Below are 26,729 nucleotides of genomic sequence, written 5' to 3'. Positions count from 1 at the left end.
TTCCTCATTCGTGGCCGAGGCGAATCAACGCATCGACCGCAGTCGTGCCGGCGGCACCGACCAACAATGGGTTCACATCGAGTTCCAGCAACTGCCCGGCGTTTTCGCAGGCGTAATCGGCCACTGCGCGGATCGCCGCGACCAGCGAATCCAGGTCCGCCGCTTCGCGCCCGCGAAACCCTTGCAGCAGCGCGGCACTGCGCAGGCTCAACAAGGCCTTGCGAATGGCGCCATCGGTGGTTGGCAGCAGCAGGCTGCGACTGTCCTTGAGCAACTCCACCAGAATTCCGCCAGCACCGATGACCAGGGCCAGGCCGAAGTCATTTTCGCGCTTGATGCCGACGATCAGTTCCGCCAGCGGTGGTTTAGCCATGGGCTCCAACAGGACTTGATCAAACGGCACCTGCGGCGCGTAGTCGGCAATACTTGCGCGCATTTTTTCCAAAGCTGCGCTCAGGGCGGTGGCGTCCTTGAGATTCAGCGCCACGGCACCGGCTTCGGTTTTGTGCGGCAGTTGCGCGTCGACCGCTTTGAGCACCAGTGGATAACCCAAAGTATTGGCGTCACTCAGTGCTTTGTCCGGCGTACTCAAAACGCCGTTGGGCGTCGGCAGTCCGAAGGCACTCAATGCAGTTTTGGAATCCCACTCGTTGAGCAAGTGACCCTCACCGTCCAGCGCTTGCGGACACAGCGGCACCAGCGCCGATTCACCCAGCGCCAGCAGCGCCTGACGATTGCGCTGATAACCGGCAATGCGGCCCCACGCCGCCAAGCCATCTTCCACGCCTTGCAATGCCGCCACGCCTTGCGCATGCAGACGTTCACGAGCATGGGCTGGCAGTAGTTCCGGAAACGCCGAGGTGACGAAACCAGTCTTGCCGTGACGCACCAGCGCGGCGCAAAACAGTTCCAGCAGCAGGTCGCATTCCTTGCGTTCGCCGGTGGATTCCGACGGGTAGTCGAGCACCAGCATCGCGGCGTCGGCTTCCGTGCGCAGGGCGCTGTCGAGCATGCGGTTCAAGGCTTCGCCGTCGCCCCAGATCGCCGTGGTGAAATCCAGTGGATTGACCAGGTTGGCGTAGGTGGGCAGCACCTGCGCCAGTTCTTCGACTTGGTCTTCATCGAGCTTGGGCAGGCTCAAGTCATTGCGTTCGGCGTAGTCGGCTATCAACCCGGCGTCACCACCGGAACAGGCCAGCGCGATCAGGCTGTTGCCCGTCGGCAACTGGCCGCACGCTGCCGCTTTCAGGGTTTCGACAAAACTCACCGGGCCACTGACGCGGATCACGCCGAGGCGTGCAAACAGGCTGTCGTAGAGCGCATCGGAGCCGGACAGCGAACTGGTGTGACTGAGCGCCAGTTCGGCACCGATCTGCGACACGCCGGTTTTCAGGGCGATGATCGGGATGCCCTTCTCCAGCGCCTTGTGCGCGGCGCGGGCGAAACCCGGCACATTTTTCAGGCCTTCGAGGTGCAAGCCGATAGCGGTGACGCGCGGTTCATCGAGCAATACGTCCATCAATTCGGCGATGCCCAGTTGCGCTTGATTGCCCACCGATGCCATGTAGGCCACCGGCAGCGAGCGGTCGCTCATCGACAGGTTGTAGGCGAAGTTACCGCTCTGGGTCAGCACGGCAACGCCCTTCTCCACCGGTTTGCCGCCGTGGGCGACCGGCCACAGCGCGGAGCTGTGCAGGTAGTCGAGCAAGCCGTAGCAGTTGGGGCCGAGCAAGGCCATGCTGCCGGCCGCATTGAGTAACTGTTGCTGCAAGGCCTGGCCTTCGGCGCCGATTTCAGCAAACCCGGAGGCGTAGCAAATCGCCCCACCGGCGCCCTTGGCCGCGAGCTCGGCGACGCAGGTCAGGGTCAGCTCGCGGTTGGTCGCGATGAACACTGCGTCCGGGCCGCACGGTAGCTCGGCGATGCTGCGCACACACGGCACACCTTCAAGCGTGTCGTGCTGCGGGTTGACCAGCCACATCTCGCCCAGGTAACCACCTTCGGCGCAGCGCTTGAGGGCGCGAGCCATGCTGCGGCCTCCGACAAACGCCAGATGGCGCGGCGCGAGCAGGCGTTTGAGGTTGTCACGAATCGTCTGCGACATAGAAATTCTCCGGGCCAATCAGCGCAACAACGGCCGCAGCAATTCGCGGGAAATGATGTGACGCTGGATCTCCGAGGTGCCTTCCCAGACACGTTCGATCCGCGCGTTACGCCAGATGCGCTCCACCGGGCATTCATCCATCAGGCCCATGCCACCGAAAATCTGTACCGCCTCATCGGCCACTTTGCCGAGCACTTCACTGGCGAACAGTTTGGCCATGCCGGCCTCGCCATCGGTCATGGTGCCCTGATCCATTTTCCAGGCGGTGTGCAGGGTCAGCAGTTCAGCGGCGCGGATCTGCGTGACCATGTCGGCGAGCTTGAACGAGATGCCTTGATAGGTGCCGATCGGCTGGCCGAACTGCTTGCGATCCGCCGCCCATTGCAGCGACACATCCAGCGCACGTTGCGCCTGACCGACGCAGTTGGCGGCGACCATGACGCGCCCGGCGGTGAGCCAGGCATTGGCCACGTCCCAGCCTTTGCCGACTTCACCCAGCACTTTGGAGGCCGGCACGCGGCAATCGTCGAAGAACATTTCGTAGGTGTGATAACCGCGATTGCTTACGCACTTGGGACCACGGCGGATAGTCATGCCCGGTGTGTTGCGGTCGACCAGGAACGAGGTCACGGCGTTGCGCTTGCGGCCGTTGTGTTCGTAGGTATCGGTGACCGCGAAAACGATGGCGAAATCGGCGTGGCCGGCGTGGCTGATGAAGTGTTTGCTGCCATTCAGAATGAAGTTATCACCCTCACGTACGGCGCGGGTCTTGATCGCGTTGGCGTCGGACCCGGCACCCGGCTCGGTCAGCGCGAAGCAGTCGATTTTCTCGCCCTGAATGCACGGCAACAGGTAGTCATTGATCTGATCACCGGTGCAGGCCATGAGGATTTTCGACGGCCGTGCGACGAACACATGCAGCGCCCATGAGACCTTCGACAGCTCACGCTCGATCAGCGCCTGGGACAGGTAGTCGAGACCGCCGCCGCCGACTTCTTCCGGCATGTTGAAGGCATAGAACCCGGCGGCGATGGCCTTGCCGCGAATCTGCGCCGCCAGCTCCGGGGAGACTTCGTCGGCACGGTCGACCGCTTCCTCATGGGGCAGCAGTTCCTTGGCGACAAAACTGCGTACCGCGTCCACCAACATTTCTTGTTCTTGGGTCAGTTGGAAATTCATGGGGCTACCTGTTGTTCGTGTGCTGAATGTGGTGTCGGGGCTTATCGACCGATAAAACTGGCCGGGCGTTTTTCGATGGAGGCGCGCAGGGCTTCGTTGCCGTCTTCGCTGCGACCGCACAACAGACCGGCGGCCAGTTCGGCTTGCAGTTGCTCCGGCAGGCTGCGCTGGGCGCCTTCGCGCATGAGTTTTTTGGTCTGGGTAAACGCGAAAGTCGGACCGTTAGCCAGACGGGTGGCCAATTCAGCGGTGACGTCGAGCAGTTGCTCATCGGCGCAGACTTCGCCGACCAGGCCGGCGGCCAAGGCACGATCGGCGCCCCACAATTCGTCGAGGAACAGCAGGCGCTTGGCTTGCTCGGTGCCGATCAGCCGTGGCAGATGCCAACTGGCACCGGCGTCCGGCGAGTAGGCCATGCTGGTGTAACCGGCCTTGAAGCGCGCCGATTGCCCGGCGATACGCAGGTCGCAGCACAGCGTCAGGTCCATCCCGGCGCCGACGGCGGTACCGTTGATGGCGGCGATGGTGGGTTTGTCCAGGCTGTACAAACGGCACATCAGGGCGTGAGCGGTTTCAGTCCAGCCGTAGGTTTCGAGAGCCCCGCGGGCTTCGGCTTCGGCCCATTCTGCAAGGTCGGCACCGGCGCAGAAGCTGCGGCCGCTGCCGGTCAGCACAACGACTCGAACGGCGGGGTCGGCGTTGAAATTGTCCAGCAAGGCGTGGAGGTTTTTCAGGGTCGGAATGTCCAGCGCATTGCGCTGGGCGGTGCGATTGAGGGTGATCCTGGCAACGCCGGCTTCGACCTGACTGAGCAGAGAAGATTGAGTAGTCATGCGAATCCTCGAATTATTTTGATTGGTCTGAGGTGATGCGACTTGAGGTCATACTAAACGAGTGTTCAGCAAGGCGGCAATTGGTGATGGAATTGGCAGTAACAGCCCAATAATCCTTACAAGTTATTGTTTTAATTGGTTTATTTTCTTGGTTTGGCTTTCGGCGCAGCAGGTCTGTTACAACTTTGAACAACTGACCACAACGCACCTGATGATCGTTCCCACGCTCTGCGTGGGCATGCAGCCCGTGACGCTCCGCGTCACTGGACGCGGAGCGTCCCTCGAGGTATTCCCACGCAGAGCGTGGGAACGATCAAAAGGATTTAAACGGTCGGCAGGCTTGGCGCCAGCACCGCTTCGCGCTTGCGATGAATCAGGAAGTACGCGCCATAGCACAGCGCGATAAACCCAAAACCCCAGTACAACGAAGGCCGTTGTGTTTCATCCAGCGCCAGAAACACAAACAGCGAGCAGCACAACGCAATGCACGTCAGCGGCAGCAGCGGGAACCACGGCGCGCGGTATTTCAGGTCGCTGAGTTTTCCGCCATCGCGCAAGTAGGCCCTGCGGAATTTGTACTGCGCCAGCGCGATGACAATCCAGGTCACAGTGCCCGACATACCGCTCACCGCCATCAGCACCATGAACAGCGTGTCCGCCGCGACAAAACTGGTCATCAGTGACACCAGCGCAAAGCACAAGGTGATGCTCAGTGCCCGCAGCGGCACGCCGCGCTTGCTCAAGGTAGACAGGCTTTTCGGCGCCATGCCGGTTTTCGACATCGCCCACAGAATGCGCGTCGAGGCGTAAAGGCCAGAGTTGCCCACCGACAAAATCGCCGTGAGGATCACGAAGTTCATCAAGTCAGCGGCATAGGGAATGCCGACCATATCGAAGACTTGCACGAACGGACTTTCCATCAACCCCGCTTGCTGCCACGGCACGATTGCCGACAACACCACAATCGCCAGCACATAGAAAATCAACACGCGAAACACCACATTGCGTACCGCGCGCGGGATGCTTTTTTCCGGCTGATCGGTTTCGCCGGCGGCCACGCCCATGATCTCGCAGCCCTGGAAGGCGTAGACCACGGTCATCATCACCGCGAACACCGCCGACAGGCCGTTGGGGAATAGCGAGTCGCCGATCAGGTTGCTCATCATCGGTGCCGGTGCACCGCTAGTCAGCGGGATGGCGCCGAAGATCACCAGCACGCCGACCACGATGAAGCCAAGAATCGCCGCGACCTTGATCCCGGAGAACCAGTATTCCGCTTCACCGAAGGCGCGAGTCGCCAATGCATTCAGGCCGAACAGCACCACCACGAACAGCGCCGACCAATACCAGATCGGCACCGCCGGGAACCAGCGCGTCATCAACATGCCCGCCGCCGTGAACTCCAGGCCCACGGTGGTCGCCCAACTCATCCAGTACACCCAGCCGATCATGAAGCCGGTGGCCGGTCCGATGAATTTGGTCGCGTGGGTCTGGAACGAGCCGGACACCGGCATTTGCACGGACAGTTCACCCAGGCACACCATCACCAGGTACATCAGAAAACCGGCGACCAGGTACGCCAGAATCGCGCCCACCGGCCCGCCCTGATTGATGGTCACGCCAGAGCCCATGAACAGCCCCGTGCCGATCACGCCGCCCAGGGACAACATGAAAATGTGCCGGCTTTTCAGGGCTCGAGTGAGTTGGATGCCTTTGGTTTCGGTAGATTGGCTCATGTCCACACCTCAATAATCAGCAAGGTGCGCGGCATGGCGCGGGGAAAGATCAGCTTTACGGCAGTTCATTATTATTATCTCCAATAAGCTTCGAAGACCGCACGGTGGCGGTTGCCTCGATTATTGGAAGACCCTGTAAGGTCCCGATGACCGTAAAGATCGAAGTTGTAAAAAGTCGTAACAAACTTGTACGTCAGCGGTGCAGCAACTCGGTCAGCGTCTGTTGCGAATGCAGCAGTTGCGCATGAACCTGCGGTGCCAAGGTCCGCAACGCCTGCTCATCACTGGCCATCGCAGCCTCTTCCAAGGCCCGCAGCACATTGGCCAACGCGCGAAAGCCCAATGAGTCGCTGCTGCCGGCCAGCCGATGCGCCAGGTGGGCGACTTCAGTGCAGTCATCGGCCTCGATGGCTTCGGTGAGTGCGTCGCGATGCTGACTGATCGAGTCGCGCAACACCACCAACAAGCCCTGAAGCTTCTGTTCACCCAGCAGGCTGCGATGGGTGTCCAGCAGCGGCCAGTCCATCGCCTCGTCAACAGGCTGCGGCGCAGATACCGGCACTTGCCCGGCCAACGCTTGTCGCAGGTTTTCGAGCTTCAAAGGCTTGGCGAGAATGCCGTCCATCCCGGCCTCCAGATAACGACGCATCAAGGCCGGCTGCACGCTGGCGGTCAGGGCGAAGATCCGGGTGTTGCGGTTCGGGCCTGGGTTATTGCGGATCAGTTTGCACAACTCGACGCCACTGATGCCCGGCAGGTGCACATCGAGCAGGATCAAATCAAAGGTCTGCCCGGCACATTGCACCAGCGCCTGCTCGCCTTCTTCGGCGAGCCAGACCTGATGCCCGTCGCGCTGCAACAAGCCGCTGACCACTTCCCGATTCAGCGCCACATCCTCGACCACCAGCACCTTCAACGCCTGCACGGACTCGCTGCTCAGCACCTCGGCGGTGATACCGGTAGACGCCTGCAACGTCAGTTCGAACCAGAAACAACTGCCGTGCCCGACTTCACTTTCCACACCCATCCGCCCGCCCAATTGCTCGACCAGATGTTTGCTGATCGCCAGCCCGAGCCCGGTCCCGCCAAAGCGCTGCGCCACCTCTTCACTGGCCTGGGTAAAGCGCTCGAAAATCTTGCCCTGCATGGCCGGGGCAATGCCGATACCGTTGTCCGTCACGCTCACGCGCAATCGTTGCCTGGTGTGTTCCGGGACTGGAGCCAGCAGCGTCACCTCGACCTCAACCTTGCCGCCTTCGGTGAACTTGATCGCGTTGGCCAGCAAGTTGCTCAGAACCTGACGCAAGAATTGCTCGGCGCCGTGGTGTTGCTCGTCGACCATCGGATCGATTCGGCAGTGCAGCGTCGTATCGTTACTGAGCGCCCGCGGTTCCAGCAGGGTCAGCACCTCATCGAGCAGGTGCCTGATCGAAAAATCGACCGGTTCCGGATGGCTGACGCCCTCCTCCAATCGGGCGAAATACAGCACCTCGTTGAGAATCGAGAGCAGCCCTTCGCCCGCCTTGTACAACGCATCCAGACGCTTGCCGTCGAGCTCATCCAGACGTGCTCCGCGCAGCAACTCAGCCATGCCGAGAATACCGTTGAGCGGGGTACGCAACTCGTGGCTCATGGTCGCCAGAAAACGTGACTTGGCGAGGTTGGCAGCCTCGGCCTCGTCCTTGGCGCGCATCAGGCTGGCGGTGCGTCGTTCGACCAGCCGGAGCAGTTCATCGCGCTTGTCTTGCAGGGCCAGCCGATCGGTTTCGCGGCGCTCAATGTCACTGAGAATCGCCCGACGCATATCGTCCAGCGCATGGGCCACGGTGTCGATTTCGTCTTGGTGATCGTGGCGGCGCTTGTCCAGGTGCAAAGGCTCGTGCCAGTCACCGGCGGCGATGCGCCGGGCAAACTCGGCCATCACTTGCAGATGGCGGGTAACCAAACGGTAGAACAAACCCGACAACGCCACCGCCAGACCGCACAGAAAGACGCTCATCCACAGCAGACTGGTCAACCCGGTGGCATACAGGCGCTGATGCACCGCGCCCAGATCGGTGCTGACTTCTAACTGGCCCAAGTGCCGCAAAGGCCCGGTCGGCGGTTGATAATCCAGTTCAAAACGCTCGATGCGCAATGGCCCGACCGGTTCGGGATTGCCTTGCAGCAGATCGAAATCAGGGCTGATCAGGTGCACCCGCGCCACATCGGAAAAGTCCACCAGACCACGCAGCTGCACATTCAATTGTTCCTGGTTCAAGTCCCAGAGGCTGCGCTCCAGACTGGCCAGGTAACCGGCGCGAATCAGCTCCATGCGCGAGTCGATGTCGCGCATTTCGCGGCGGTATTCGAAGTACAGCTGCACGCTACTCGCCAGCACGGTGAAACACAGGCTGAACAACAGAATGAACAGCAGCAGACGCCGCAACAGTCCACCGGGCCGGGCGCGAATCATTTGGCGTTCGCCGGCAGGTTGATCATGTCGCGGTAGGTGACTTCGCTTTCATTCAGCAAACGCTCGACCTCCCCGCTATCGACCATGCGTTTGAGTTGCGCATCAATCTCCGGCATGCGCTTGGCCAGCGGCGACTTGCGCGATACGGCCACCCGCAAGTAGTCCACGCTCAAGGCCTTGGGCAACGCGATGATGTGTTGCGCGCCCGACAGGTTTTCGACGTATAGCTGTCCGGTACGCCGTTCCGAAGTGATGAAATCGATGCGCCCGCGCATCAGTTTGCCGAAGTTCTGGCGACTGTCCGAGACCCATTCGATGTTCTGGTGTTGGGCAACCAATCGGTCAAAATCCACGCCGTAACTTTCACCGAACAACAACCCGCCACGGTAATTGGCCAGGTCCTCCAGCCGCTCGAATTTCACCGGGTGCTGACGATTGATGAACAATGCGACTTCCTCACGCAACACCGGCACTGTTGAAAACACCATGCTCTGCTCACGTTGCGCGGTGCTATAGGCCAACACCACATCGACCCGGCCTTCGGCAGCGTCGAGCAGGCAGCGTTTCCAGTTGCCCAGCACGACCACTTCAACCTCGTAGCCCAATTGCCCAAAGAGGTTTTTCACCACACTCGGGGCCAGGCCGCGCACGTGATTGCCGTCGCTCCAGGAGATTGGCGGGTACACCGGGTAGTCGCAGTAACGAACGGTTTGCGCCGCCATCGCGCTGTTCGCGGCCAGCGCCCACAGCAGGCCAAGCACCCGCAACATGGGGCTCAGGCCGCCACGCTGGCGGTAAACAGGTAACCGGCACCGTGAATGGTAATGATCAATTGCGGCTCGGCCGGGTCGTCGTGCAACTTGCGGCGCAAGCGCCCGACCAGCACGTCGATGGAGCGGTCGTTGGGCACCCATTCGCGATTGCGGATCTGGTCCATCAGTTGATCGCGGCTCAAGGTGTGACCGCTGTTGCGCAAAAACACACTGAGTAACTGGTATTCGCCGTGGGTCAGCAGGGTTTCGCCGCCGGTCTGGTCGATCAGCCGTCGGCGGTCCGTATCGAGCGCCCAGGTGGCGAATTGTTTGACCGCCTTGGCGATGGCCGGCGTCGGTTGCGGAGCCTGCGCGTGACGAACCCGGCGTATCAGGTTTTTCGCCCGGGACACCAGCTCGCGCGGGTTGAGCGGTTTGATCACATAGTCATCGGCGCCGCATTCAAGGCCGACGATGCGGTCGATTTCGTCATTGCGCCCGGTGATCAGAATGATCCCGACTTCCGAACGCACCCGCAGCTCCCGGGTCAGGGTCAGGCCGTCCTTGCCCGGCAATCGGATATCGAGCATCACCAGATCGACCGTCTGGCTCGCCAGGAAAGTTTCGGCCAGCTCCGCCGTGGCGGCGCAATGCACTTCATAACCGTCCTGGGACAGGTAGGCGTGCAGCAATTCGCGAATCAGCGGATCGTCATCGACGATCAATACCCGAGGAGTCATCGCATGGTGTCCCGCGTGTGCCCGAAGGCGTATTTCTTATTAGAGTGTTTTGTTACTTTGGCGCCAGAGAGTATCGACAGCTGAACGACCGATCAACAACCCGTCGTCAGGACGCAAAACCGTTGGCGGCCGCCCGCCTGCAAACCGTCGACCCAGGCTTCACAAATCTGGATGCCCTGCTCCGGGGTGAAAGTGCCAGGGTTGAGACCCGACTCCAGCCACAAACCGTCGAGCAAGGCGCTGAGGCTGATGGCGGCCAGATCGGCGTCGAAACGTTCCCAGTTTTCTTCCTGCGCAAGTTCAGTCAGCACCTTGCGCAAGATGCCGCGGTACTCGCCATAGGAGTGTTCGTGCGCGAGGTTGATCGACTCCGCCGTGCGCACCGCCCCCCAGAACGCCAGCCAGGCATCGATCAATTGCGGATCGAGCAATTCGGCGGAAAACGAACCCCGAAAGAATGCCGACAAGCGCTCGCGGGCGTTGGGTGCCGCGTGTTCCATGGCGTCGCGCAGCAAGCTCATGACCCGGCCGGTAATGGCTCGATAGGCCTCCGCCACCAGCTCATCCTTACCGGAATAGTGATGACTGATCAGCCCGACCGAAACGCCGGCCTCGGCAGAAATCTTGCGAATCGAGGCGCCCTGGAAACCGTGGCGCTTGAGGCACACCAGCGTTGCCTCGATCAGATTGGCCTTGCGTAACTCCGGCTCCATGCGGGAAAAACGGGCTTCCTGACTCATGCGCGACACTCTCCGTGGATCAATCATTAGGGACGCGGCTGGACAATCCGCGCGCTGAACGACTGTACAGCAAGAGTGTGGCAAGTCTCCAGTCAGATGCATGCCTCAGGAACCGAGTTGCCGCCATCACGGGCAAGCCACACTCTCACACCTGTTTCTCCTGAGGAGAATCTTCTGCAGGCAAGATGAGGGGCTGCTCCGCTGCCAGCCGCGCATCGTTCTGATGCCCCGCTTGAGACTCAGGACTCGCAGTGACAAACGGGGCGATTAACCTCCGTACCCCCCTTTCAAGCAAATAGAGGAGTCCAAAGGTGATGAAGCCGAAGATCAGCCCGACAACCAGAATACTCAACGGGTGTATTCGCTCTGCGTCAGAGCTGTCCATCATGTAGAGGAAGGCCTGAACAGCAACGGTCACACAAGCCGCCACGGCTGCAATAAGCTTCACAGACAACCAAATCTGTTGCCATCTGTTCATGCATCCTCCGTCATCTGATCATTCGCTGTGTATTGCATGATAGCCAATGACGTGGATACACCTTGTTTCTTTGAATCCGGGAGGATGCCTTCGTTTTTTTCTCAGAGGCAGCGACACCGACCGAATGAACGCGTTTTCAATTGGCCTGTTCGAAGCAAACGTTTCCAGAATCATCACTTATGCTACGCAGTAATACCGCGTGCATACTTAACTCCCGACCTATTGCAACTCGTGCCCGCTTCATGACTTCGCCGGCAGACTGTTTGAGTGCAAACAGCTGATCACGCTGAACTTGCGCCTTTAGTTTTTGCAACTCTTCAGTGGAAATCACATTGACCACCTCTTTGTTTTTACAGAAAAAACAATAACCGAGGATATCCAGGCGCCTACGCAGTGCCTGGCACCGCAAGAAACAAGATCCAAGTTTTTCGTCGGGCACAGCGCTCTTTCTTCAAAACCCGATCAATCGACTCGCAATCAATCACATGAATAACTTTGGAGCTTTTAAAGCGTTCTGTCGTATCTTCGAATGTAATTAGAGGCATCATCGTGAGCGAGCCGCTGAAGCACGGAAAAGTATCGCGATGGGTTGACCCGCGATTAACATTTTATTGCATCGTACCACCATCCAGGCTCACCAAACTGGAGCCGTTTCGGCCTACATCTCATCTGCGTAGTGGGTGGCCCGGCTGATTTTTTTGGAAGACCAGCTGCTTCAGGCACCCTATCGAGGTGTAGTTTACAGCCAGCAGCATTTCAAGGCTGTTCCAGGCATTATTTTTACAATGGTCAATCAGTCGCGCGTCTCCTCACGCGTGGCGCAGAACTACCCACAAACGCCACCCGATATTGGTGAAACTTGTCCGATTTTGTTACACCCCTATTGCCGGAAAGCGTCTAACTCAACAGTTCGACTGAAACGGTGTTAAAACTGTGAAACATGCCTATGCGCACACTTGGCCTTAACAACGGAAATAACGCCTGGCTTCTATCCCCCCCCTCTAAACCTTCACCAAACACTAAACCATTGAATTAAAATAAAAAACCAGCAATAACAGAGTTCTGCTTTCTGCTTCGAGACACTGACCGGCTCCGGCACCCCGTGAGGACTCCATTGTGGCTATTTTTTACTTGAGACGCTCACTGTGGAAAAATTGTTGAGGTGCAAACAAAAATTATGAGTTATGGTAAAAAAAAGCCTGCGATGGCACTGCTTTTGACCATAATCCAAAAGCGATGCTATCGTGGCTCTCGAGACTGCGGTCATTACAAAGTCCAGTCTTGCAGCAGGCAAAGAGTCTAACTCGGCCGTTTCGGTTCGCACGACAATCACAGGACCTATAGCTGCAATCGCAAGAACGCTTTCCCATACTCCCAAGGCGCCATGTACGAAGCGCCCACGAAACAAACGTCAAAAAAACATCAAGATTTTATTGACGCCCATCTGATGACCTTTTCTACCCTGCCAACAACATCATAAAGCCATCTTTGCGTGGCCAAATTATCGTGACGGACGGCGGGCGACGTTTACATGTGAAACGTGCCACTTAACTTTTGATCTACGATCCGGCCGGTTATCCGGCAGCGAAGGCTTCCATGCTTGAGAAATCGATCGATAGCAAGTTTTTGGCACAGACAGGGGTCACGGGGTGCTTCATTGCTCGAGGCAAGAACGCGCCTGCACTGATCGCCGTCCTCGCGAGCCTGGGCATTGTCCTGCTGTCCCCCATTCTGCTGATCACCTCACTGGCAGTCAGATTTGACTCCAAAGGCCCGGCGCTATTTCGGCAAAAGCGCTACGGCTACAACGGTCGGCTGTTCCGCGTGTTCAAGTTCGATCGAAGTATATCGACCAGACCGCCCTCAATGCCGAGCGCCAGACAACGATCTGGCTGGATTTGTACATCGTTTTCATAACAGTTCCGACCATTCTTTCGACGAAGGAAGTTTAATGATGAGCGAACTCGGTGGATTGATCCCATGCATCATCTCTGGTGGCTCAGGCTCGCGTCTTTGGCCCGTTTCACGGCAGAACATGCCCAAGCCCTTCATGCGCATGCGCGACGGCCAAAGCCTGCTGCAAAAGACCTTTGGCCGGGCCAGTCGCTTGCCCGCAGTGACCAGTATCCTGACGGTGACCAACCGTGAGTTGCTGTTCCGTACGCTGGACGATTACCGCAGCGTCAATACCGCGCGGCTGAGCCTCGACCTGCTGCTTGAACCCTTCGGTCGCAACACCGCCGCTGCCATCGCCGTTGCCGCATTGCATGTTCAAGAGCACTTGGGTGAGACCTCCCAGTTATTGGTAATGCCGGCAGACCACTTGATTCTTGACGAAGAAGCTTTTGCTGCAGCGGTAGAGAGTGCTCGGGTGCTGGCCGAGCAAGGTTTTCTCGTCACCTTCGGTATCCAGCCGGACAAGGCCGAAACCGGTTTTGGCTATATTGAGCAGGGCCAGGCGCTGAGGCAGGGATTTCGCGTTGCACGCTTCGTCGAAAAGCCCGACTTGGACACCGCTCAAGACTATGTCGATGGCGGCAGGCACTTGTGGAACGCCGGCATGTTCTGCTTCCGCGTCGATACGCTGCTTCAGGAACTGGCCTTGCATGCACCCGAGGTCCTGGCAGCCGCCAAGGCCAGCCTGGAAAACGGCTCGACGCTGGATAACAAGAGTTGCCGACAACGCGAACTCGCGGCGGACAACTTCGCCCTCGCCCCGGATATCTCGATCGATGTCGCGCTGATGGAGCGATCCGAACGGGTGGCAGTGGTGCCGTGTGATATCGGCTGGAGCGACATCGGCTCCTGGGACGCATTGCGCCAACTTACCCCGAATGACGAATCCGGCAATCAGGTCAATGGCGAGGCAGTCCTGCATGACGTTCACAACTGCTACATTGACTCGCCCAAGCGCGTGCTCGGTGCAGTGGGCATCAAAAACCTGATTATCGTCGACACCCCCGATGCAATCCTGGTGGCGGATGCATCTCGCACCCAAGACGTGCGCTTCATCGTGCAGGAGCTCAAACGCCAGAACCACAGTGCGTTCAGCCTGCATCGCACGGTGACCCGGCCGTGGGGGATGTACACCGTACTTGAGGAAAGCGCGCGCTACAAAATCAAGCGCATCCTGGTCAAGCCCAAAGAGTCGCTGTCCCTGCAAATGCACCACCACCGCAGCGAGCACTGGATTGTCGTCAGCGGCACAGCAATGATCACCAATGGCGATCGAGAGGTCCTGCTCAACAGCAACGAGTCCACGTATATCCCGGCGGGACATCGCCATCGCCTGAGCAACCCTGGAATCATTGATCTGGTGATGATCGAGGTACAAAGCGGCGAGTACCTGGGCGAGGACGATATCGTACGTTTCGATGACATCTATGGGCGCGCCCCTGCGCAGGTGATCCCTTGACCCGACTCGCGCTGATCATTCCGACCCGCAATGCCGTGGAGCACCTTGATCGGTTGTTGCCGGCGCTGAAAGCCCAGACCCTGCAACCGGACACGATGCTGGTCGTCGACAGCAGCTCTACGGATGCCACCGTCAGCCGTTTTCAGGCGTTCGGCGCTCAGGTACACGTGATTGCCGCCAAGGACTTTAACCATGGTGGAACACGTCGTTGGGCCAGCCAGCAGGTCAACGCCGATGCAATGATTCTGATGACCCAGGATGCCATTCCCGCGACGCCGCAAACCTTTGCCAATCTGTACGAAGAGTTGCATCAAGACCCGCGAAACGGGGTCGCCTACGGCCGTCAGTTGCCCCACCCCGGCGCCGGCGTGCTTGAGGCTCAATCACGGCAGTTCAATTACACCCGCCAGAGCCGTAGTAAAAGCCTGGCCGATGCACCTGAACTGGGGATCAAGACGTGTTTCAGTTCGGATTCATTTTCGATCTATCGCCGCAGCGCCCTGGAAGCCGTCGGCGGTTTCCCGATGGATGTGATCGGCAGCGAAGACGCCCATGTCGCTGCGCGCATGATCCTTAATGGCTATCAGGTGCGCTACGCCGCCAGTGCCTGCGTCCAACACTCGCACAACTACAGCCTGCTGCAAGAGTTTCGCCGCTATTTCGATATCGGCGTGTTCTACGGCCGTGAACGCTGGATCAGGGATGCCTTCGGTGCTGCCGGTGGCGAAGGCAAGCGTTATGTACTGGCCGAAATACAGGCCCTGCGTGAAGCCGGCGCGTTGCACCGGGTACCGGAAGTACTGCTGCGCAGCACGCTGAAACTGCTGGGTTATCGCCTTGGTCATTACGAACAGCATCTGCCGACGCCCCTCAAGCGGCGTCTGGGCATGTTTTCCAACTACTGGGTGTGAGCTGTCAATGACGACTACTAACCGACGTTCCCGGCTTTATCTATTGAGCCTCCTGAGCGCCTCAGTCTGGCTTGGTGGCTGCACGACGCCTGCGCATGTCGCGCTTCCCGACAGCGATACGCTCAAGGCTCGCCATCAGATGGCGTTTACCCTGGCCGACCTGCCTCCGGCACAGGTGCTGATCCAGACTGGCGACTCCCTTCGCATCGTGCGCGATGCGCAGGAAGCGGCCAGTGCCGATGAAATGACGATGTTCGTGGTGCGCCCCGACGGGTTTATTTCGATGCCCAACATCGGCCGGATCAAGGCATCGCAGCGCACCCCCGAAGACCTCGGCAAGGACATCACCGATCGCTACAAAAACGTCTTCCGCGAACCTGCGGTGACGGTAAACATCGCCATTGCCCCGAGCAATCGGGTGTTCATTGGTGGCGCCGTGGCCAACCCGTCGTTTTTCAACCTGGCCGGCACCGTGTCCGTCGAACAGGCGCTTCTCAGCTCCGGTGGCGTGCTGCCGTCGGCCGACAGCTCCAATATTGCCTTGCTCAGAACCGGTGCCAACGGCAAGTACACCATGTACTTCGTCGACCTGAGCAGCATGCTCAGCGACCCCAACCATCCGATGGTGACCTTGCAACGCGGCGACATGATCTACGTGCCCCAGTCGAAGATCGGCAGCACGGTTGAAGCGGTGGACATGTACTTCACCAAGCTGTTTCCGGTCAACAAGGGGATTGGTGTCGGTTTCAATTACGACCTCAATCAGCAGGACGTAAAGGTACAAGACACAAACCAAGTCTCTAGTAACCCAGGCGGCGGCTAAGTATCACTCGTTCATATTCCCGGCCAGTACGTTTTCACCGCACCCTAAACGGAGTGATCCTGTGATTGAAATACGCTCGCTACGCGACCTGTTAAGGCTGTTTTTCATTTTTCGCCGCGAGTTCAAGCTGGCGGTCCTTACTACCATTGTGGTTGCCGTGCTGGGCGCGTTCCTGCTGCCGGCCCGCTTCGAGTCCGATGCGCGCTTGCTGGTCAAGCCAGGGCGTGAGAGCACCACCGTGCCGATTGAGGCCGGCAACCGCCAGACCCTGGTCGCGCCAAGCACTCAGCACGACCCCATCGTCGACGAAGAGAAGATGCTCACCGGCCGGCCCGTCGTGCACATCGTCGCTGAGCGTTACCTGCAAATGACCTCCACCCCCGAAGAGGGTTTCTGGGCAAAGCTGAAGTTCTATGCCAAAAAAGGCACCGGCGCCGTCATCGAAAGCGTGCGCAGCCTGCTGCAGATTGTCGGTCTGTCGGAGGAGCAAAGTCCTCTCGACCGTTTGGCCACCCGACTGGAAAAGAACTTCTCCGCCAGCCACGAAGCGGGCTCCTCGGTGATCGAAGTCAGCTTCACTTGGGATGATCCGCTGATCGCACAAAAAGTGGTGGAGATCTGGGTCGACGCCTACCTTGAAGAGCGCGCTCGGGTGCTGGGCCGTAAAAGCCTCTATGCCTTTTATGAAACGGAAGGCAACAAGGTTGCCGGGCAGATTCAGAGTCTCAAGCAACAGCTGCAGGGGCGTCTGAAACAGATCGATTCGATCAGCGTCGACGCACGCCTGAAAAACCTCACCAGCCAGATCGACCGTCTCACGGATGCACGGGTCAACGCACAGAATCAGTTGTCCGGTATCAGCAGCTTCCTCATCAACGCCCGCCTGCAACTCAAGGACCAGCCTGCAGAAGTCGTGACCACCCGCGAGACCAGTCTCAACCCGACCCAGCTCGACCTCAAGCGCCAACTCAATACCCTGCAAGTGGAGCGTGCCCGCCTGCTGCGCACCTACTTGCCGAATGCTCCGGCGGTCAAACAAATAGATCAGAACATCGTCGACCTGCGAGACTTGAGTGCTCAGGAAGAAACCCGTCTGGAGCGATCCAGAAACCTCGCGCCCAACGGCCTGGTGACCAACGTCAAGCAACAGGTGATCGACGCCCAACTGCAGCAACAAAAACTGATCGGGCAAATCGCCGATTACGACAAAACCCTCGAAACCCTGCGCACCGAACGCGGTCGTGTCATGACCGATGAGCCTGAGCTCAACCGCCTCACCCAACAACTGCGTACCGCAGAAAAAAGCTACGCCCTTTATTCGGATAACCTTGAACAAGCGCGTATCGACCACGAACTGGACACCAGCCAGATCAGCAACATTGCACTGATCGAACACGCCACGTTTAACCCGGCGCGGGTATTCCCCAAGAGCTTGCTGATCCTGTTGTTTGCGATTCCCGCCGGCCTGGCGGTGGGCCTGCTGACAATTTATGTCTGCTACTTGCTGGACCAGCGCATCCACGACGGTGCACGCCTGCTGGAGCTTTTCCAGATCCCGCTGTGGAGCAGCGTGCCCGACAGCAACGATGCAACGCCGGCCGCCATGACGGCGAGTATCTATCGACTCTACGGCCTGTTGCCCATGGATCGCATCGAGCGTGAAGGCCTGACGCTGGGCCTGACCTCGGCGCGCGACGGTGAAGGGGTGAGTTTCATCATCTGGCAATTGCGCCTTCTGCTGGAAGAACGCGGCCATCGAGTCAAGGTCAACGGAGCCGGCCCAGCCCTCCCCGGCGAAGTACTGCTGCTTGATGCTTCGTCACTGTCGTCAAACCGGGACGCATTCCTGCTCCTGCGCCGCGCCGACCTGATTGCGCTGGTGATCGAGGCACGCACCAGCACCGTGCCGATGATCCAAAATGCCCTGTCATTGCTCACTACCGCGTTTGGCAAAGTCGATGGGGTGATCCTCAATCGCCGCCGCTTTGAAGTGCCAGCCACAGTGCTCCTGCGTCTCAACCACTGGCGCGGAGCAAACTGATGCGTATCGTGCTGCTGGCCCCACTGCCGCCGGAGCAAACCGGCATTGCCGACTATGCCGCGCATTTCAGCAACGCACTGCGCCGTCTGGGCATCGAGGTGCTGACTCCGCTGGCAGGCTGTTACGACTTGACGCAGCAACTGTCACGCCTGAAGGCGGTCGACTGGCGCGACGTAGACCTGGTGCACGCCGAACTCGGCGGTGGTCGCTTCGGTGAGTTTCAGGCTCTGGATTACCTGCGCCGGGAGCAGCCGCAAATCCCCCTGACGGCCACTGTGCATGATCCTGAGCGGCTGATCTGGCGGCGTGCCCGACTATTCTGGCCGTTGACCCTGCTCGAACGGCTGCCTCATCCAATGCCGCAGGCCGCCTCATTGCTCGCCGACCCGCTGACCCTGCATGAAGAACGGCGCCTGGCCAAAAGCATGAGCCGGCTCGTCACCCTCACTCGCTTGGGTGGGGACCGTCTGCGCCAACGCATGGGACTGCGGGCGGAGCAATCTGCGGTGATCGCCCATGGCAACCTGCCGATTGTCCCTATCGAGCTGCCAGCGCTGGAACCGCTGCGTCTGTTGTATTTCGGTTTCATCTACCGGGGCAAAGGTATCGAAGACCTGATCGAGGCGTTCGCCCAAACACTCGCAGCCCACCCGCAACGCCGAGGCCACGTGCGGCTGACACTGGCCGGTGGCACCGCGCCGGAGATGACCTTCGACCCCGCGGGCAATTACCTGGACGGCTTGCGGCAACGGATTCGCGACTTGCAACTTGACGATGCTGTTGACTGGCAACTGGACCTGCCCTCCAGTGACATTGCCAGCACTATCCAGGCCCATCATGTAATGGTGTTGCCCTACCGCGAATCGAAAAAACTCGGTTGGCTGGGACAGATGCGCGGCACCAGCGGCGCGCTGTCCTGGGCGAATGCCTGCGGTCGCGGCGTCATTACCTCCAACGCCCGAGCCTTCGCCGAAGAAGTCGCTGGCGGCAACGGTGTCACCTACCAGCAAGGCGATGTCGCTTCGCTGAGCAACTGCCTGACACGCTTGGTGCTCGAACCCGAACTGGCGCGACAGTGGGCGATGCAGGCCCGCGAAACAGGGCTACAACGTGAGTGGTCGGCCACTGCGCAGCGGTTTGGCGATCTGTTCAAGTCTGCGTGCGAGGAGCGATCACGATGAATATTCGCAGCTCCTCCTCCCGCCCTCGCCGACTGCTGCGCGCGCTACCCGTCGTTGCCGCGCTGGCCATCGGCAGCACGCTGATGCTCCGCGAGCCGGCCGACGCCGCACCGATCAACCTCGCGCCCACGCATACGCTGGTGTGGAAAGACTACTTGGGCGTGAATGCACACTTTTTATGGTTTACCCCATCGCAGTACAAAAAGCAGATCAGCGCCTACCAGAAACTCGGCCTGGAATGGGTGCGCGTGGATCTGCATTGGGACCGCCTGGAGCCCCGCGAAAACGACTATCAACTGAACACCCTGGACGAGCTGGATAAAACGCTCACGGCGTCGAAGCTCAAGTCAGTGTTCTATATGGTCGGCTCGGCGCCCTTCATTACCACGGCTCCCGTCGGGGCACCGTTTCAGGATCAGTACCCGCCAAAGGACCCGCAGGTCTATGCCCAGCGCATGGCCATGCTAGCCCAACGCTACCCGAACATTGATGCCTGGCAGGTCTGGAACGAGCAGAACCTGCCGAACAACTGGCGCCCGCAGGTCGAAGCCACCGGCTACGGTCAATTGCTGCTTGCAACCCATCAGGCGCTGGACAAAGCCGCCCCCGGCAAGACCCAAGTGATGGGTGGCATGGCCTACTACAGCCAGATGCCACCCCGTGGCGACACATTGATGTTCGAAGCGCTTGGCAAATTGGGCGTGCAAAGCCTCGGTATGGTGGCGGCCTATCACCCCTATTCAGAAACGCCGGAAACCGACGAGCCGGGCAAGAACGAAGTGCTGCTACGCGGCAAGCAACTCAATGACATGCTGCACAACGCCGGGCTGAAGAACGTCTGGGCTACCGAGTGGGGCTGGTCGAGTTATGCCGGGCCCAAGGAGATGCAGGCGCTGATCGGTGTCGACGGTCAAGCGGACTACACCCTGCGTCGCCTCGCACTGATGAGTACCCAGGACTATCAGCGAATCTTTCTCTTCGCGCTTTCCGACCTCGATGATCGAGCTTCGCCCCGTGATCAGCATTACGGTCTGCTCGACCTCGATGGCGAACCAAAACCGGTGTACCGGGCATTGGCACGCTTCTTGGAGATTACTGGACCAAGCCTCAAACCGGGCCAGACCCCGCACCTGGAGGGTGCACCCGATGCACTTTACAGCGTGGCCTGGGCGCGGGAGGACGGGAAGCGTCTGTTGATGTTCTGGAGTGCCAAAGCGGGCACCGTAAAGCTGCCCCAGATTCAACAGGCTGAGCTTTACGACCCACTGAACGGGACCCGGGACACTCTCAACACAGCGGACGGCATTCACCCCCAGGTGAAACCGACCCTGCAGATTCTGGTGTGGTAAATAACCCTGACTGGAGCGCCATAATTGAAGATCCTCTGGATTGTGCCCTACCTGCCCTGGCCTCTGACCAGCGGCGGAAAGACCCGGCAATATCACTTATTGCGCACCTTGAGCGAACGGGGTCACCAGATTACCTTGCTGGTGCAATCGAAGACCGAAGCCGACGCCGCTGTCTGTGCGGCACTCGAACCTTTGGTGGAACGGATGATCGTGATTCCACGACGCCCGCTCAAGCACCCGATGACCTTGTTCGCCGGGTTGCTGGCGCCCTGGCCACTGTTGACCACTGTCAATGGGTTGTCGCGCCCCTTGCGCCAATGCTTCGGTGAACTGTTGCGAGAATCCTGGGATGTGATACAGATCGAGCACAGTTACAGCTTGCAGCCGTACCTTAAACCGCTGATGCACGCGTCACGGGATTTCGTCCTCACCGAGCACAACCTCGAGTCCAGCCTGGGTGGCGCCACTTACGACCGCTTCCCGCGCTGGGCCTCGCCGTTCGTGCATTTCGATCAATGGCGCTGCCGACAGTGGGAACGCAAAGCCTTCAATACCGCCCGACAGGTAGTGGCCGTGACCGAAACCGACGCGCACGCCATGCGCGAGCTGACCTCGACACCGGTTGAAGTCGTGGTCAACGGCGTCGACAGTCGCAGCTATGCAAACGTAGTCGCCGCCCCGAACAGCCAGCGCATCTTGTTCGTTGGCAACTACGAATACGCCCCCAACCTGGACGCCGTCCAATGGATGCTCGACGAGATATTTCCTCTCATCTGGAAAGCCTGTCCTGAGGCACGTCTGGCGGTGGTCGGGTACGCGTTACCGGACACCTGGTCCGAACGCTGGCCCGACGCCCGCATTGAATGGATCGGCTTCGCTCCGGACCTGCCTGCATTGCAAGAGCAATGCGCGCTGTTCATCGCGGCGCTGCGCCACGGTGGCGGGTCCAAGCTCAAAGTGCTTGAGGCGATGGCCGCCGGCTTGCCATTGGTCAGCACCGGACAAGGTGCATCCGGGTTAGCGATCAATCCCGACGAACACTATCTGTTCGGTGAAAACGCTCAGGCCCTGGCCGACGCGGTGGTCCGACTGCTCGGTGAACCGCTTCTCGCCGCACGTCTGTCCGACGCGGCGCGTCGTTATGCGCGCACTCATCATGACTGGTCGGTGGCCGGCGACGAACTGGAACAGATCTACCGGAAATTGCCATCGACAGAGGAGAAACGAGCATGCGTGTAGCCTTGGATTATCGCGCCGCCACGGTGGCTCCCTCTTCGGGCATTGCACGGCAAGTCAAAGCCCTCGAACAAGCGCTTTGTGCGCGTGACGACACGCAATTGGTGCTGTTCAGCGAGGCTCCGCTGGACCACCCGCAACGTCTGACGGCGGCCTGCCCTGACTGGCAGAGCCCGATGGAGGGCTTGCAGCGTCCGCAGGTACGACTGCGATTCGAACGCAGTTTTCTGCCGGCAGCCATCCGCCAACACACGATCGACCTGTATATCGCCACCGCCAATATGGGCTTGCCGATTGGCCAAAAACCGGCCGGTACACGTTATGTGCTGGTTCTGCATGACCTGTTCCAGCTGACTCAGCGCAACTTCCACCGCTCGCGGCTCAAGGCCCTGGCTTATCGGCTGATCGATTCAGCCTCGATTGCCTGGTCGATCTGGATCGCCGACGAAGTCTGGTGCCCGTCACGCTTTTCATGCAACGAAGCCGCCAGGTTGTTTCCTTGGGCCAAACCGAAATTTCGGGTACTGAACAATCTGGTTCCCGAATACCAGGACGCTCCAGGTCAATTGCCGAGCGGATTGCCTGAGCGCTACTGGCTGGCGGTCGGGACCCGTGAACCGCGCAAGAACATGGCATTTTTCGTCGAAAACTGGCACGCCTGTCGCCTGGAGAATCCACAGGTGCCGGAGTTAGTGCTGGTCGGTCACGCCAGTGACCTGCCGCCAGCCCTGAACGAACTGCCGGGGCTGCATTGGGTCAACGGTGTGAGTGATGCCCAACTGCACGCGCTCTACCTCAACGCCGATTGCCTCTGGCAACCCTCTTACGCCGAAGGCTTCGGCTTGCCAGTGATCGAGGCCCTGAGCGCCGGTACTCCCGTGGCGGTAGCCAGAGGTTCGGCACTGGAAGAAGTGGCACCGCCCTCAGCGCGGCGGTTCAACCCAGGGGATTGCGATCAGCTAAGGGCCGCATTGATTGATCAGGCACAGGACGAATCCACCACCGATCCTCAAACACTACGCGACTGGGCCCGGCAATTCGCCGAGCCGGCCTATCGTCAGCGCCTGGATACCTTACTCGCAGCGTTGTACCACTGATGCCGCCAGGAAAAATCATCGGGCTGCTACTGGGCCTGGTCTTTGGTGTACTGCTTTGGGCGCTGCCGCCCATGAAAGTGATCTTCGTGGTGATCGGCCTCGCGGTGACGCTCACGCTGGTGCGCAAACCCCTATGGGGTTTACTGATCTTTGCGGTGTTGGCCACCAGCATTCCTTACACCACCCTGGAGTTGGGTATTCGCACCACGGTCAGTGAAGCGGTGCTGGGGCTGACCTGGCTCGGGGTCTTCTGGCAGTCGTTCATCGGCCAGACCCGCAACCTGCTGCTGTGGCGTCCGACCGAACGGGCCATGGCCTGGTTGATGCTATTCAGCATCATTCCCTTCATCGCGGGGATGATCATCATCCACGCCGACGGCAATGGCCCGGTGAACTGGGTGCGCTGGCTGATGAACCTGTCCCTGCTGTTCATGGTGCCCTTGCTGCTGCGCAGCGATGCCGATCGCGACAAGCTAGTGATTGCTTTGCTGCTGGGCAATTTGGCGATGCTGCTGCTATCGGTCTTCATGTTCATCAAGACCCGTAACGCAATGTCGATGATCCCGATTCTTACCGACCTCAAATATGCGCACCCGGAGGCGGTGCAAGACATCTTTTCTGCCAACTACCAGCGCATGGCCTCGCCCTGGGTCCACCCCAACCTCACCGGCGGCGTGCTGGTGTTGTTCATTCCCATGGCGCTGTTGTATGGCTGGACGCAATCAGGTTTTCGCCGTGCATTGGGCCTGGCAGTGGCGATACTCGGTTGCGCGGGATTGCTGTTGAGTATTTCTCGCGGGGCGATTCTCGCGCTGGCGCTGGTGCTGCTCTGGCTGACCTACAAGCGCGTGCCCTACAGCGGCCGAATCATCGGCATCGGCGCAGCGTTCGCGGTGGCGTTGGTGATGTTCTACCCCCCGCTGCAGGAACGCTTGATGACGATTTTCTCGGCGTCCAATGCCAGTACCGAGATACGTTTCGACGAATACTCGAAATTCCCCGACGCGATGGCCCGCTTTCCCCTGGGCATTGGCTTCAAGCTCGACCCGCCCATCCCGGGCAGCGGTCTGCCGGGCATTTCCAACCTGTGGCTGAACTTCATCTACAAGATCGGCATCCCCGGCATGCTGCTATTTGTCACCGTTACCGTGCTCTGGTGGCGTGAAGTCCGACCGGTGACCGACGTTCGCCAGGTTACCCGCGAAAACGCCCTGTGGCTGGGCTGTATCGCCGGCTTGCTGGCCGCGCTGCTGACGGGACTGTTCGACCATTACTTCAGTTTTACCTTCGTCCTGATCGGTCTGTTCTGGCTGTTGATGGGCCTGAGCTTGCAACAGGTCCGCCTGCGTCCCTCGATCATTCTTCCCTTTACGCCCAAGGAAAGCCCAGTATGAGACATCGCATTTTTCACTCTACTGACCTCCCCGACCGCTTGCCATCACTGGCCGTCGAACTGGGCGCCAGCCACGAAGACCTGAACGCGGCCTTTGCCTCGGGCATGACCCGCGATGTGTTTTTCGTCGAGGGCGATGGCGAGCAGGCGCGCTACAGCATCTGTTCGGTGAACATCGAAGCGAGCATTGAAGATCCTCTGGTACGGCGCCTGTACCAACGCTTGAGCCAGGACATTCCGGGCACGCTGGTGCCGCGTTACGGCAAAAACTGGATCACCCTCAAGGATCGCTGTTTGCGGGCCTGGGAGCACGCCTACAACATTCTGATCAACAAGATCCCCAGTCATCACGTGCGCTTGGCCTGGTTGCGTCTGGGCGGGGCGAAAATCGGCAAGGGGTCGAGCATCTGGCGCAACACCGAAGTGTTGGGTGTCGAAAACCTGGTGATGGGCGTGGACAGCGTGATTGCCTGGCATTGCCAGGTCGATGCCCGTGCCGGCTTGATCATCGGCGACCATGTCGCGATTGCCTCCCATGTGCTGATTATCGCCGGCAGCCATGACCTGACTGCGCCAGAGTTCTGGTCCGTGTCCGGTCCGATCTACATCGATGACTATGCCTGGATCGCCACGCGGGCGCTGATCGCTCACAGCACCCACATCGGACGCGGCGCAGTGGTCACCGCCAATACCTTGGTGGCGAAGAACATTGCCCCTTACAAAATCGTTGGCGGCAGCGGAGCCAAACCCATGGGTGAACGTCCCCAAAACTTGAATTACAAGGTGGGTGGCAAAGGCCTGTTCACCCTGTTTCATTAAATGTTTGGCAGCACCCTGTGGCTTACCCTGGCAACCCTCGCGGGGCTGGTAGCCGGCTTTGCCCGCGAATGGCTGCTGGTCGCCGCCTGGGGTGCGGGCAATCGCAGTGACGCGTTTCTGGTGGCGGTATTTATTCCGGAAGCCTTACGCATGACCCTGGCGGCCGGCCTGTTGGCTGCTGCGGCCCTGCCCCTCTACCAACAACGTAATGAGACATCCCAGCGCAGCTGGCTGGCCAGTCTCACTCCGCGCCTGCTGGGTGTCGGGCTTGGACTCTATGCGCTGCTCGCGCTGGGTGCCCCCCTTTGGGTCCGGCTGATCGGCCCGGGGCTGGACAGTGATGCCCAGGCTGAAGCGGCTGCCAATTTGCGTTGGTTGGCTGCCTGCGTGCCGGGGCTGCTGCTGCATGCGTTGTTCAGCATTCCGCTGCAAGCCCGGCAACGTTTTGTCCTGCCGGGGTTGGGCTCATTGCTGTTCAACCTGCCACCTGTGATTTATTTGTTTTGGCGAGGCTCTGCCAGTCTCAGCGCCGAACTGTCGATGGCGCTCTTTGCCGGTAGCCTGCTGATGTGCGTGCCCCTGCTGCCGCCGATCTGGCAATCCGGATGGCGCCCGTGGCACCTGCGCGGCGAAGCGCACGTCGGACGCGAATTACTCGGGCGCATTGGTCCGCTTCTGCTCAGCAACGTGGCGAGTCAAGGTCTGGCCTTGCTGGAACGTCTGGTCGCCAGCTACCTGGGGGAAGGTGTGGTGACCTGGGTCAACCTGGCGCGCAAGTTGATCAACCTGCCGCTGATTGCCCTGATGAGCCTGAACCAAGTGTTGTTGGGCTTGATGAGCGGCAAACAGGGCGAACAGCGCCTTGTGTTGCTGCGTCGAGGTTTGGACGCGGCGACGTTGCTGAGTCTACCCGCTGCTCTGGGATTGGTCGGAGCCAGCCCGGCGCTGATTCAACTGCTGCTGCCAGCCCAGAGCATTGAGGGTCCGCTACCGGCGTTACTGGGATGGTTTGCCGCGCCGCTGGTATTTGGCGCCTGGAATGCCATGCTCGCGCGCTACGCCTACGCCGCTGGCGACACCCGTATGCCGTTGCACTGCGAGCTGCTCGGCAGCCTGCTCAACGCGATCCTGCTGGCCAGTTTACCGTTGCTGTTCGGCCTGAAGGCCATCCCACTGGCGGCGTTGGGAGGTGTAATCCTGACGAATCTGTTGCTGATGCAACGCCAACAACTGCTCGCACTTCTCGGCTGGCCGATTCGCTGGGGCCTGAGCGTGGTCTTGCTGGGCCTGGCGGCGGTGTTTTTACATCCGCTGCTTAATACGTGGTTGCAGCTTGGGCTCAGCACCGTCGCCGGGTTGTTATTGCTCTGCGCTTTGGGGATTTGGCTCAAACCGTGGAAAGGCTGAAATTGCCCAAATAGGGACTCCAGAAACAAAAAAGCCCCGT

Annotated in this window: 21 protein-coding genes and 1 pseudogene; 12 read left to right on the top strand and 10 right to left on the bottom strand. The window is 59.7% G+C overall.

The window, feature by feature from the left end:
• Nucleotides 1-4: 4 nt before the first annotated feature.
• The 10 genes from J2Y56_RS08250 to J2Y56_RS08205 all read right to left on the bottom strand — a co-directional run bounded on the left by J2Y56_RS08250 (nucleotide 5) and on the right by J2Y56_RS08205 (nucleotide 11,456).
• Entirely contained in the window at nucleotides 5-2,104 is a 2,100-nt protein-coding gene (locus J2Y56_RS08250; RefSeq protein ID WP_007944038.1) for an acetate--CoA ligase family protein, read from the bottom strand.
• Between the two features lie 18 nt (nucleotides 2,105-2,122).
• Nucleotides 2,123-3,283: an acyl-CoA dehydrogenase family protein gene (locus J2Y56_RS08245; RefSeq protein WP_150780921.1), complete on the bottom strand. Its 1,161-nt coding sequence runs from the start codon at nucleotides 3,281-3,283 to the stop codon at nucleotides 2,123-2,125.
• Between the two features lie 41 nt (nucleotides 3,284-3,324).
• The gene (locus J2Y56_RS08240; protein ID WP_310333998.1) at nucleotides 3,325-4,116 is read right to left on the bottom strand and encodes an enoyl-CoA hydratase-related protein; all 792 of its coding nucleotides are present in this window, start codon (nucleotides 4,114-4,116) and stop codon (nucleotides 3,325-3,327) included.
• A gap of 323 nt (nucleotides 4,117-4,439) precedes the next feature.
• On the bottom strand, nucleotides 4,440-5,852 hold the full coding sequence (locus tag J2Y56_RS08235) for an amino acid permease (RefSeq protein ID WP_310349682.1): 1,413 nt from the start codon (nucleotides 5,850-5,852) through the stop codon (nucleotides 4,440-4,442).
• A gap of 193 nt (nucleotides 5,853-6,045) precedes the next feature.
• A complete protein-coding gene (locus tag J2Y56_RS08230; RefSeq protein WP_310349681.1) occupies nucleotides 6,046-8,307 on the bottom strand; it encodes an ATP-binding protein in 2,262 nt (753 codons plus the stop codon).
• The gene (locus J2Y56_RS08225) at nucleotides 8,304-9,077 is read right to left on the bottom strand and encodes an ABC transporter substrate-binding protein (RefSeq protein ID WP_007944044.1); all 774 of its coding nucleotides are present in this window, start codon (nucleotides 9,075-9,077) and stop codon (nucleotides 8,304-8,306) included. Before J2Y56_RS08225 ends, J2Y56_RS08230 begins: the two co-directional genes overlap by 4 nt.
• Before the next feature lie 5 nt (nucleotides 9,078-9,082).
• Nucleotides 9,083-9,799: a response regulator gene (locus J2Y56_RS08220; protein WP_007944045.1), complete on the bottom strand. Its 717-nt coding sequence runs from the start codon at nucleotides 9,797-9,799 to the stop codon at nucleotides 9,083-9,085.
• Nucleotides 9,800-9,891: 92 nt separating this feature from the next.
• On the bottom strand, nucleotides 9,892-10,539 hold the full coding sequence (locus tag J2Y56_RS08215; protein ID WP_007944046.1) for a TetR family transcriptional regulator C-terminal domain-containing protein: 648 nt from the start codon (nucleotides 10,537-10,539) through the stop codon (nucleotides 9,892-9,894).
• 145 nt (nucleotides 10,540-10,684) lie between these two features.
• Complete coding sequence (locus tag J2Y56_RS08210) at nucleotides 10,685-11,017, bottom strand: hypothetical protein (RefSeq protein ID WP_007944047.1); 333 nt, start codon at nucleotides 11,015-11,017, stop codon at nucleotides 10,685-10,687.
• 136 nt (nucleotides 11,018-11,153) lie between these two features.
• On the bottom strand, nucleotides 11,154-11,456 hold the full coding sequence (locus tag J2Y56_RS08205) for a hypothetical protein (protein ID WP_033048933.1): 303 nt from the start codon (nucleotides 11,454-11,456) through the stop codon (nucleotides 11,154-11,156).
• A 1,253-nt stretch (nucleotides 11,457-12,709) separates the two neighbouring features.
• On the opposite strand from J2Y56_RS08205, the pseudogene J2Y56_RS08200 reads away from it, so the two are divergent.
• From J2Y56_RS08200 to J2Y56_RS08145, 12 genes and pseudogenes are all read left to right on the top strand, one after another.
• Nucleotides 12,710-12,903: pseudogene (locus J2Y56_RS08200) on the top strand (sugar transferase); the annotation flags it as partial.
• Between the two features lie 68 nt (nucleotides 12,904-12,971).
• Nucleotides 12,972-14,432, top strand: a complete 1,461-nt coding sequence (locus tag J2Y56_RS08195) for a mannose-1-phosphate guanylyltransferase/mannose-6-phosphate isomerase (protein WP_310349754.1) — start codon at nucleotides 12,972-12,974, stop codon at nucleotides 14,430-14,432.
• Complete coding sequence (locus J2Y56_RS08190; protein ID WP_310349677.1) at nucleotides 14,429-15,343, top strand: glycosyltransferase; 915 nt, start codon at nucleotides 14,429-14,431, stop codon at nucleotides 15,341-15,343. Before J2Y56_RS08195 ends, J2Y56_RS08190 begins: the two co-directional genes overlap by 4 nt.
• Before the next feature lie 7 nt (nucleotides 15,344-15,350).
• On the top strand, nucleotides 15,351-16,166 hold the full coding sequence (locus J2Y56_RS08185) for a polysaccharide biosynthesis/export family protein (protein WP_150780930.1): 816 nt from the start codon (nucleotides 15,351-15,353) through the stop codon (nucleotides 16,164-16,166).
• Between the two features lie 61 nt (nucleotides 16,167-16,227).
• Entirely contained in the window at nucleotides 16,228-18,207 is a 1,980-nt protein-coding gene (locus J2Y56_RS08180) for an exopolysaccharide transport family protein (RefSeq protein ID WP_310349672.1), read from the top strand.
• Nucleotides 18,207-19,388 (top strand): glycosyltransferase, encoded by a 1,182-nt coding sequence (locus tag J2Y56_RS08175; RefSeq protein ID WP_007944055.1) that lies wholly within the window; start codon nucleotides 18,207-18,209, stop codon nucleotides 19,386-19,388. Before J2Y56_RS08180 ends, J2Y56_RS08175 begins: the two co-directional genes overlap by 1 nt.
• Nucleotides 19,385-20,737, top strand: a complete 1,353-nt coding sequence (locus J2Y56_RS08170; protein WP_007944056.1) for a hypothetical protein — start codon at nucleotides 19,385-19,387, stop codon at nucleotides 20,735-20,737. Before J2Y56_RS08175 ends, J2Y56_RS08170 begins: the two co-directional genes overlap by 4 nt.
• Nucleotides 20,738-20,761: 24 nt before the next feature.
• Nucleotides 20,762-21,976 carry a glycosyltransferase family 4 protein gene (locus tag J2Y56_RS08165; RefSeq protein ID WP_310349669.1) on the top strand — a complete coding sequence of 405 codons (1,215 nt, stop codon included), beginning with the start codon at nucleotides 20,762-20,764 and terminating at the stop codon, nucleotides 21,974-21,976.
• The gene (locus tag J2Y56_RS08160) at nucleotides 21,967-23,070 is read left to right on the top strand and encodes a glycosyltransferase family 1 protein (protein ID WP_310349668.1); all 1,104 of its coding nucleotides are present in this window, start codon (nucleotides 21,967-21,969) and stop codon (nucleotides 23,068-23,070) included. The genes J2Y56_RS08165 and J2Y56_RS08160 overlap by 10 nt, the downstream gene beginning before the upstream one ends.
• On the top strand, nucleotides 23,070-24,464 hold the full coding sequence (locus J2Y56_RS08155; protein WP_310349666.1) for an O-antigen ligase family protein: 1,395 nt from the start codon (nucleotides 23,070-23,072) through the stop codon (nucleotides 24,462-24,464). The genes J2Y56_RS08160 and J2Y56_RS08155 overlap by 1 nt, the downstream gene beginning before the upstream one ends.
• The gene (locus J2Y56_RS08150; RefSeq protein ID WP_310349663.1) at nucleotides 24,461-25,282 is read left to right on the top strand and encodes an acyltransferase; all 822 of its coding nucleotides are present in this window, start codon (nucleotides 24,461-24,463) and stop codon (nucleotides 25,280-25,282) included. Before J2Y56_RS08155 ends, J2Y56_RS08150 begins: the two co-directional genes overlap by 4 nt.
• On the top strand, nucleotides 25,283-26,689 hold the full coding sequence (locus tag J2Y56_RS08145) for a lipid II flippase MurJ (protein ID WP_310349660.1): 1,407 nt from the start codon (nucleotides 25,283-25,285) through the stop codon (nucleotides 26,687-26,689). It abuts the gene before it with no gap.
• The last annotated feature ends 40 nt before the right edge of the window (nucleotides 26,690-26,729 follow it).

The organism is Pseudomonas sp. BE134 (genome assembly GCF_031456105.1).
Lineage (GTDB): Bacteria > Pseudomonadota > Gammaproteobacteria > Pseudomonadales > Pseudomonadaceae > Aquipseudomonas.
Note: the sequence above shows the minus strand (reverse complement) of the source record. Positions and strands in the feature narration are given on the sequence as shown.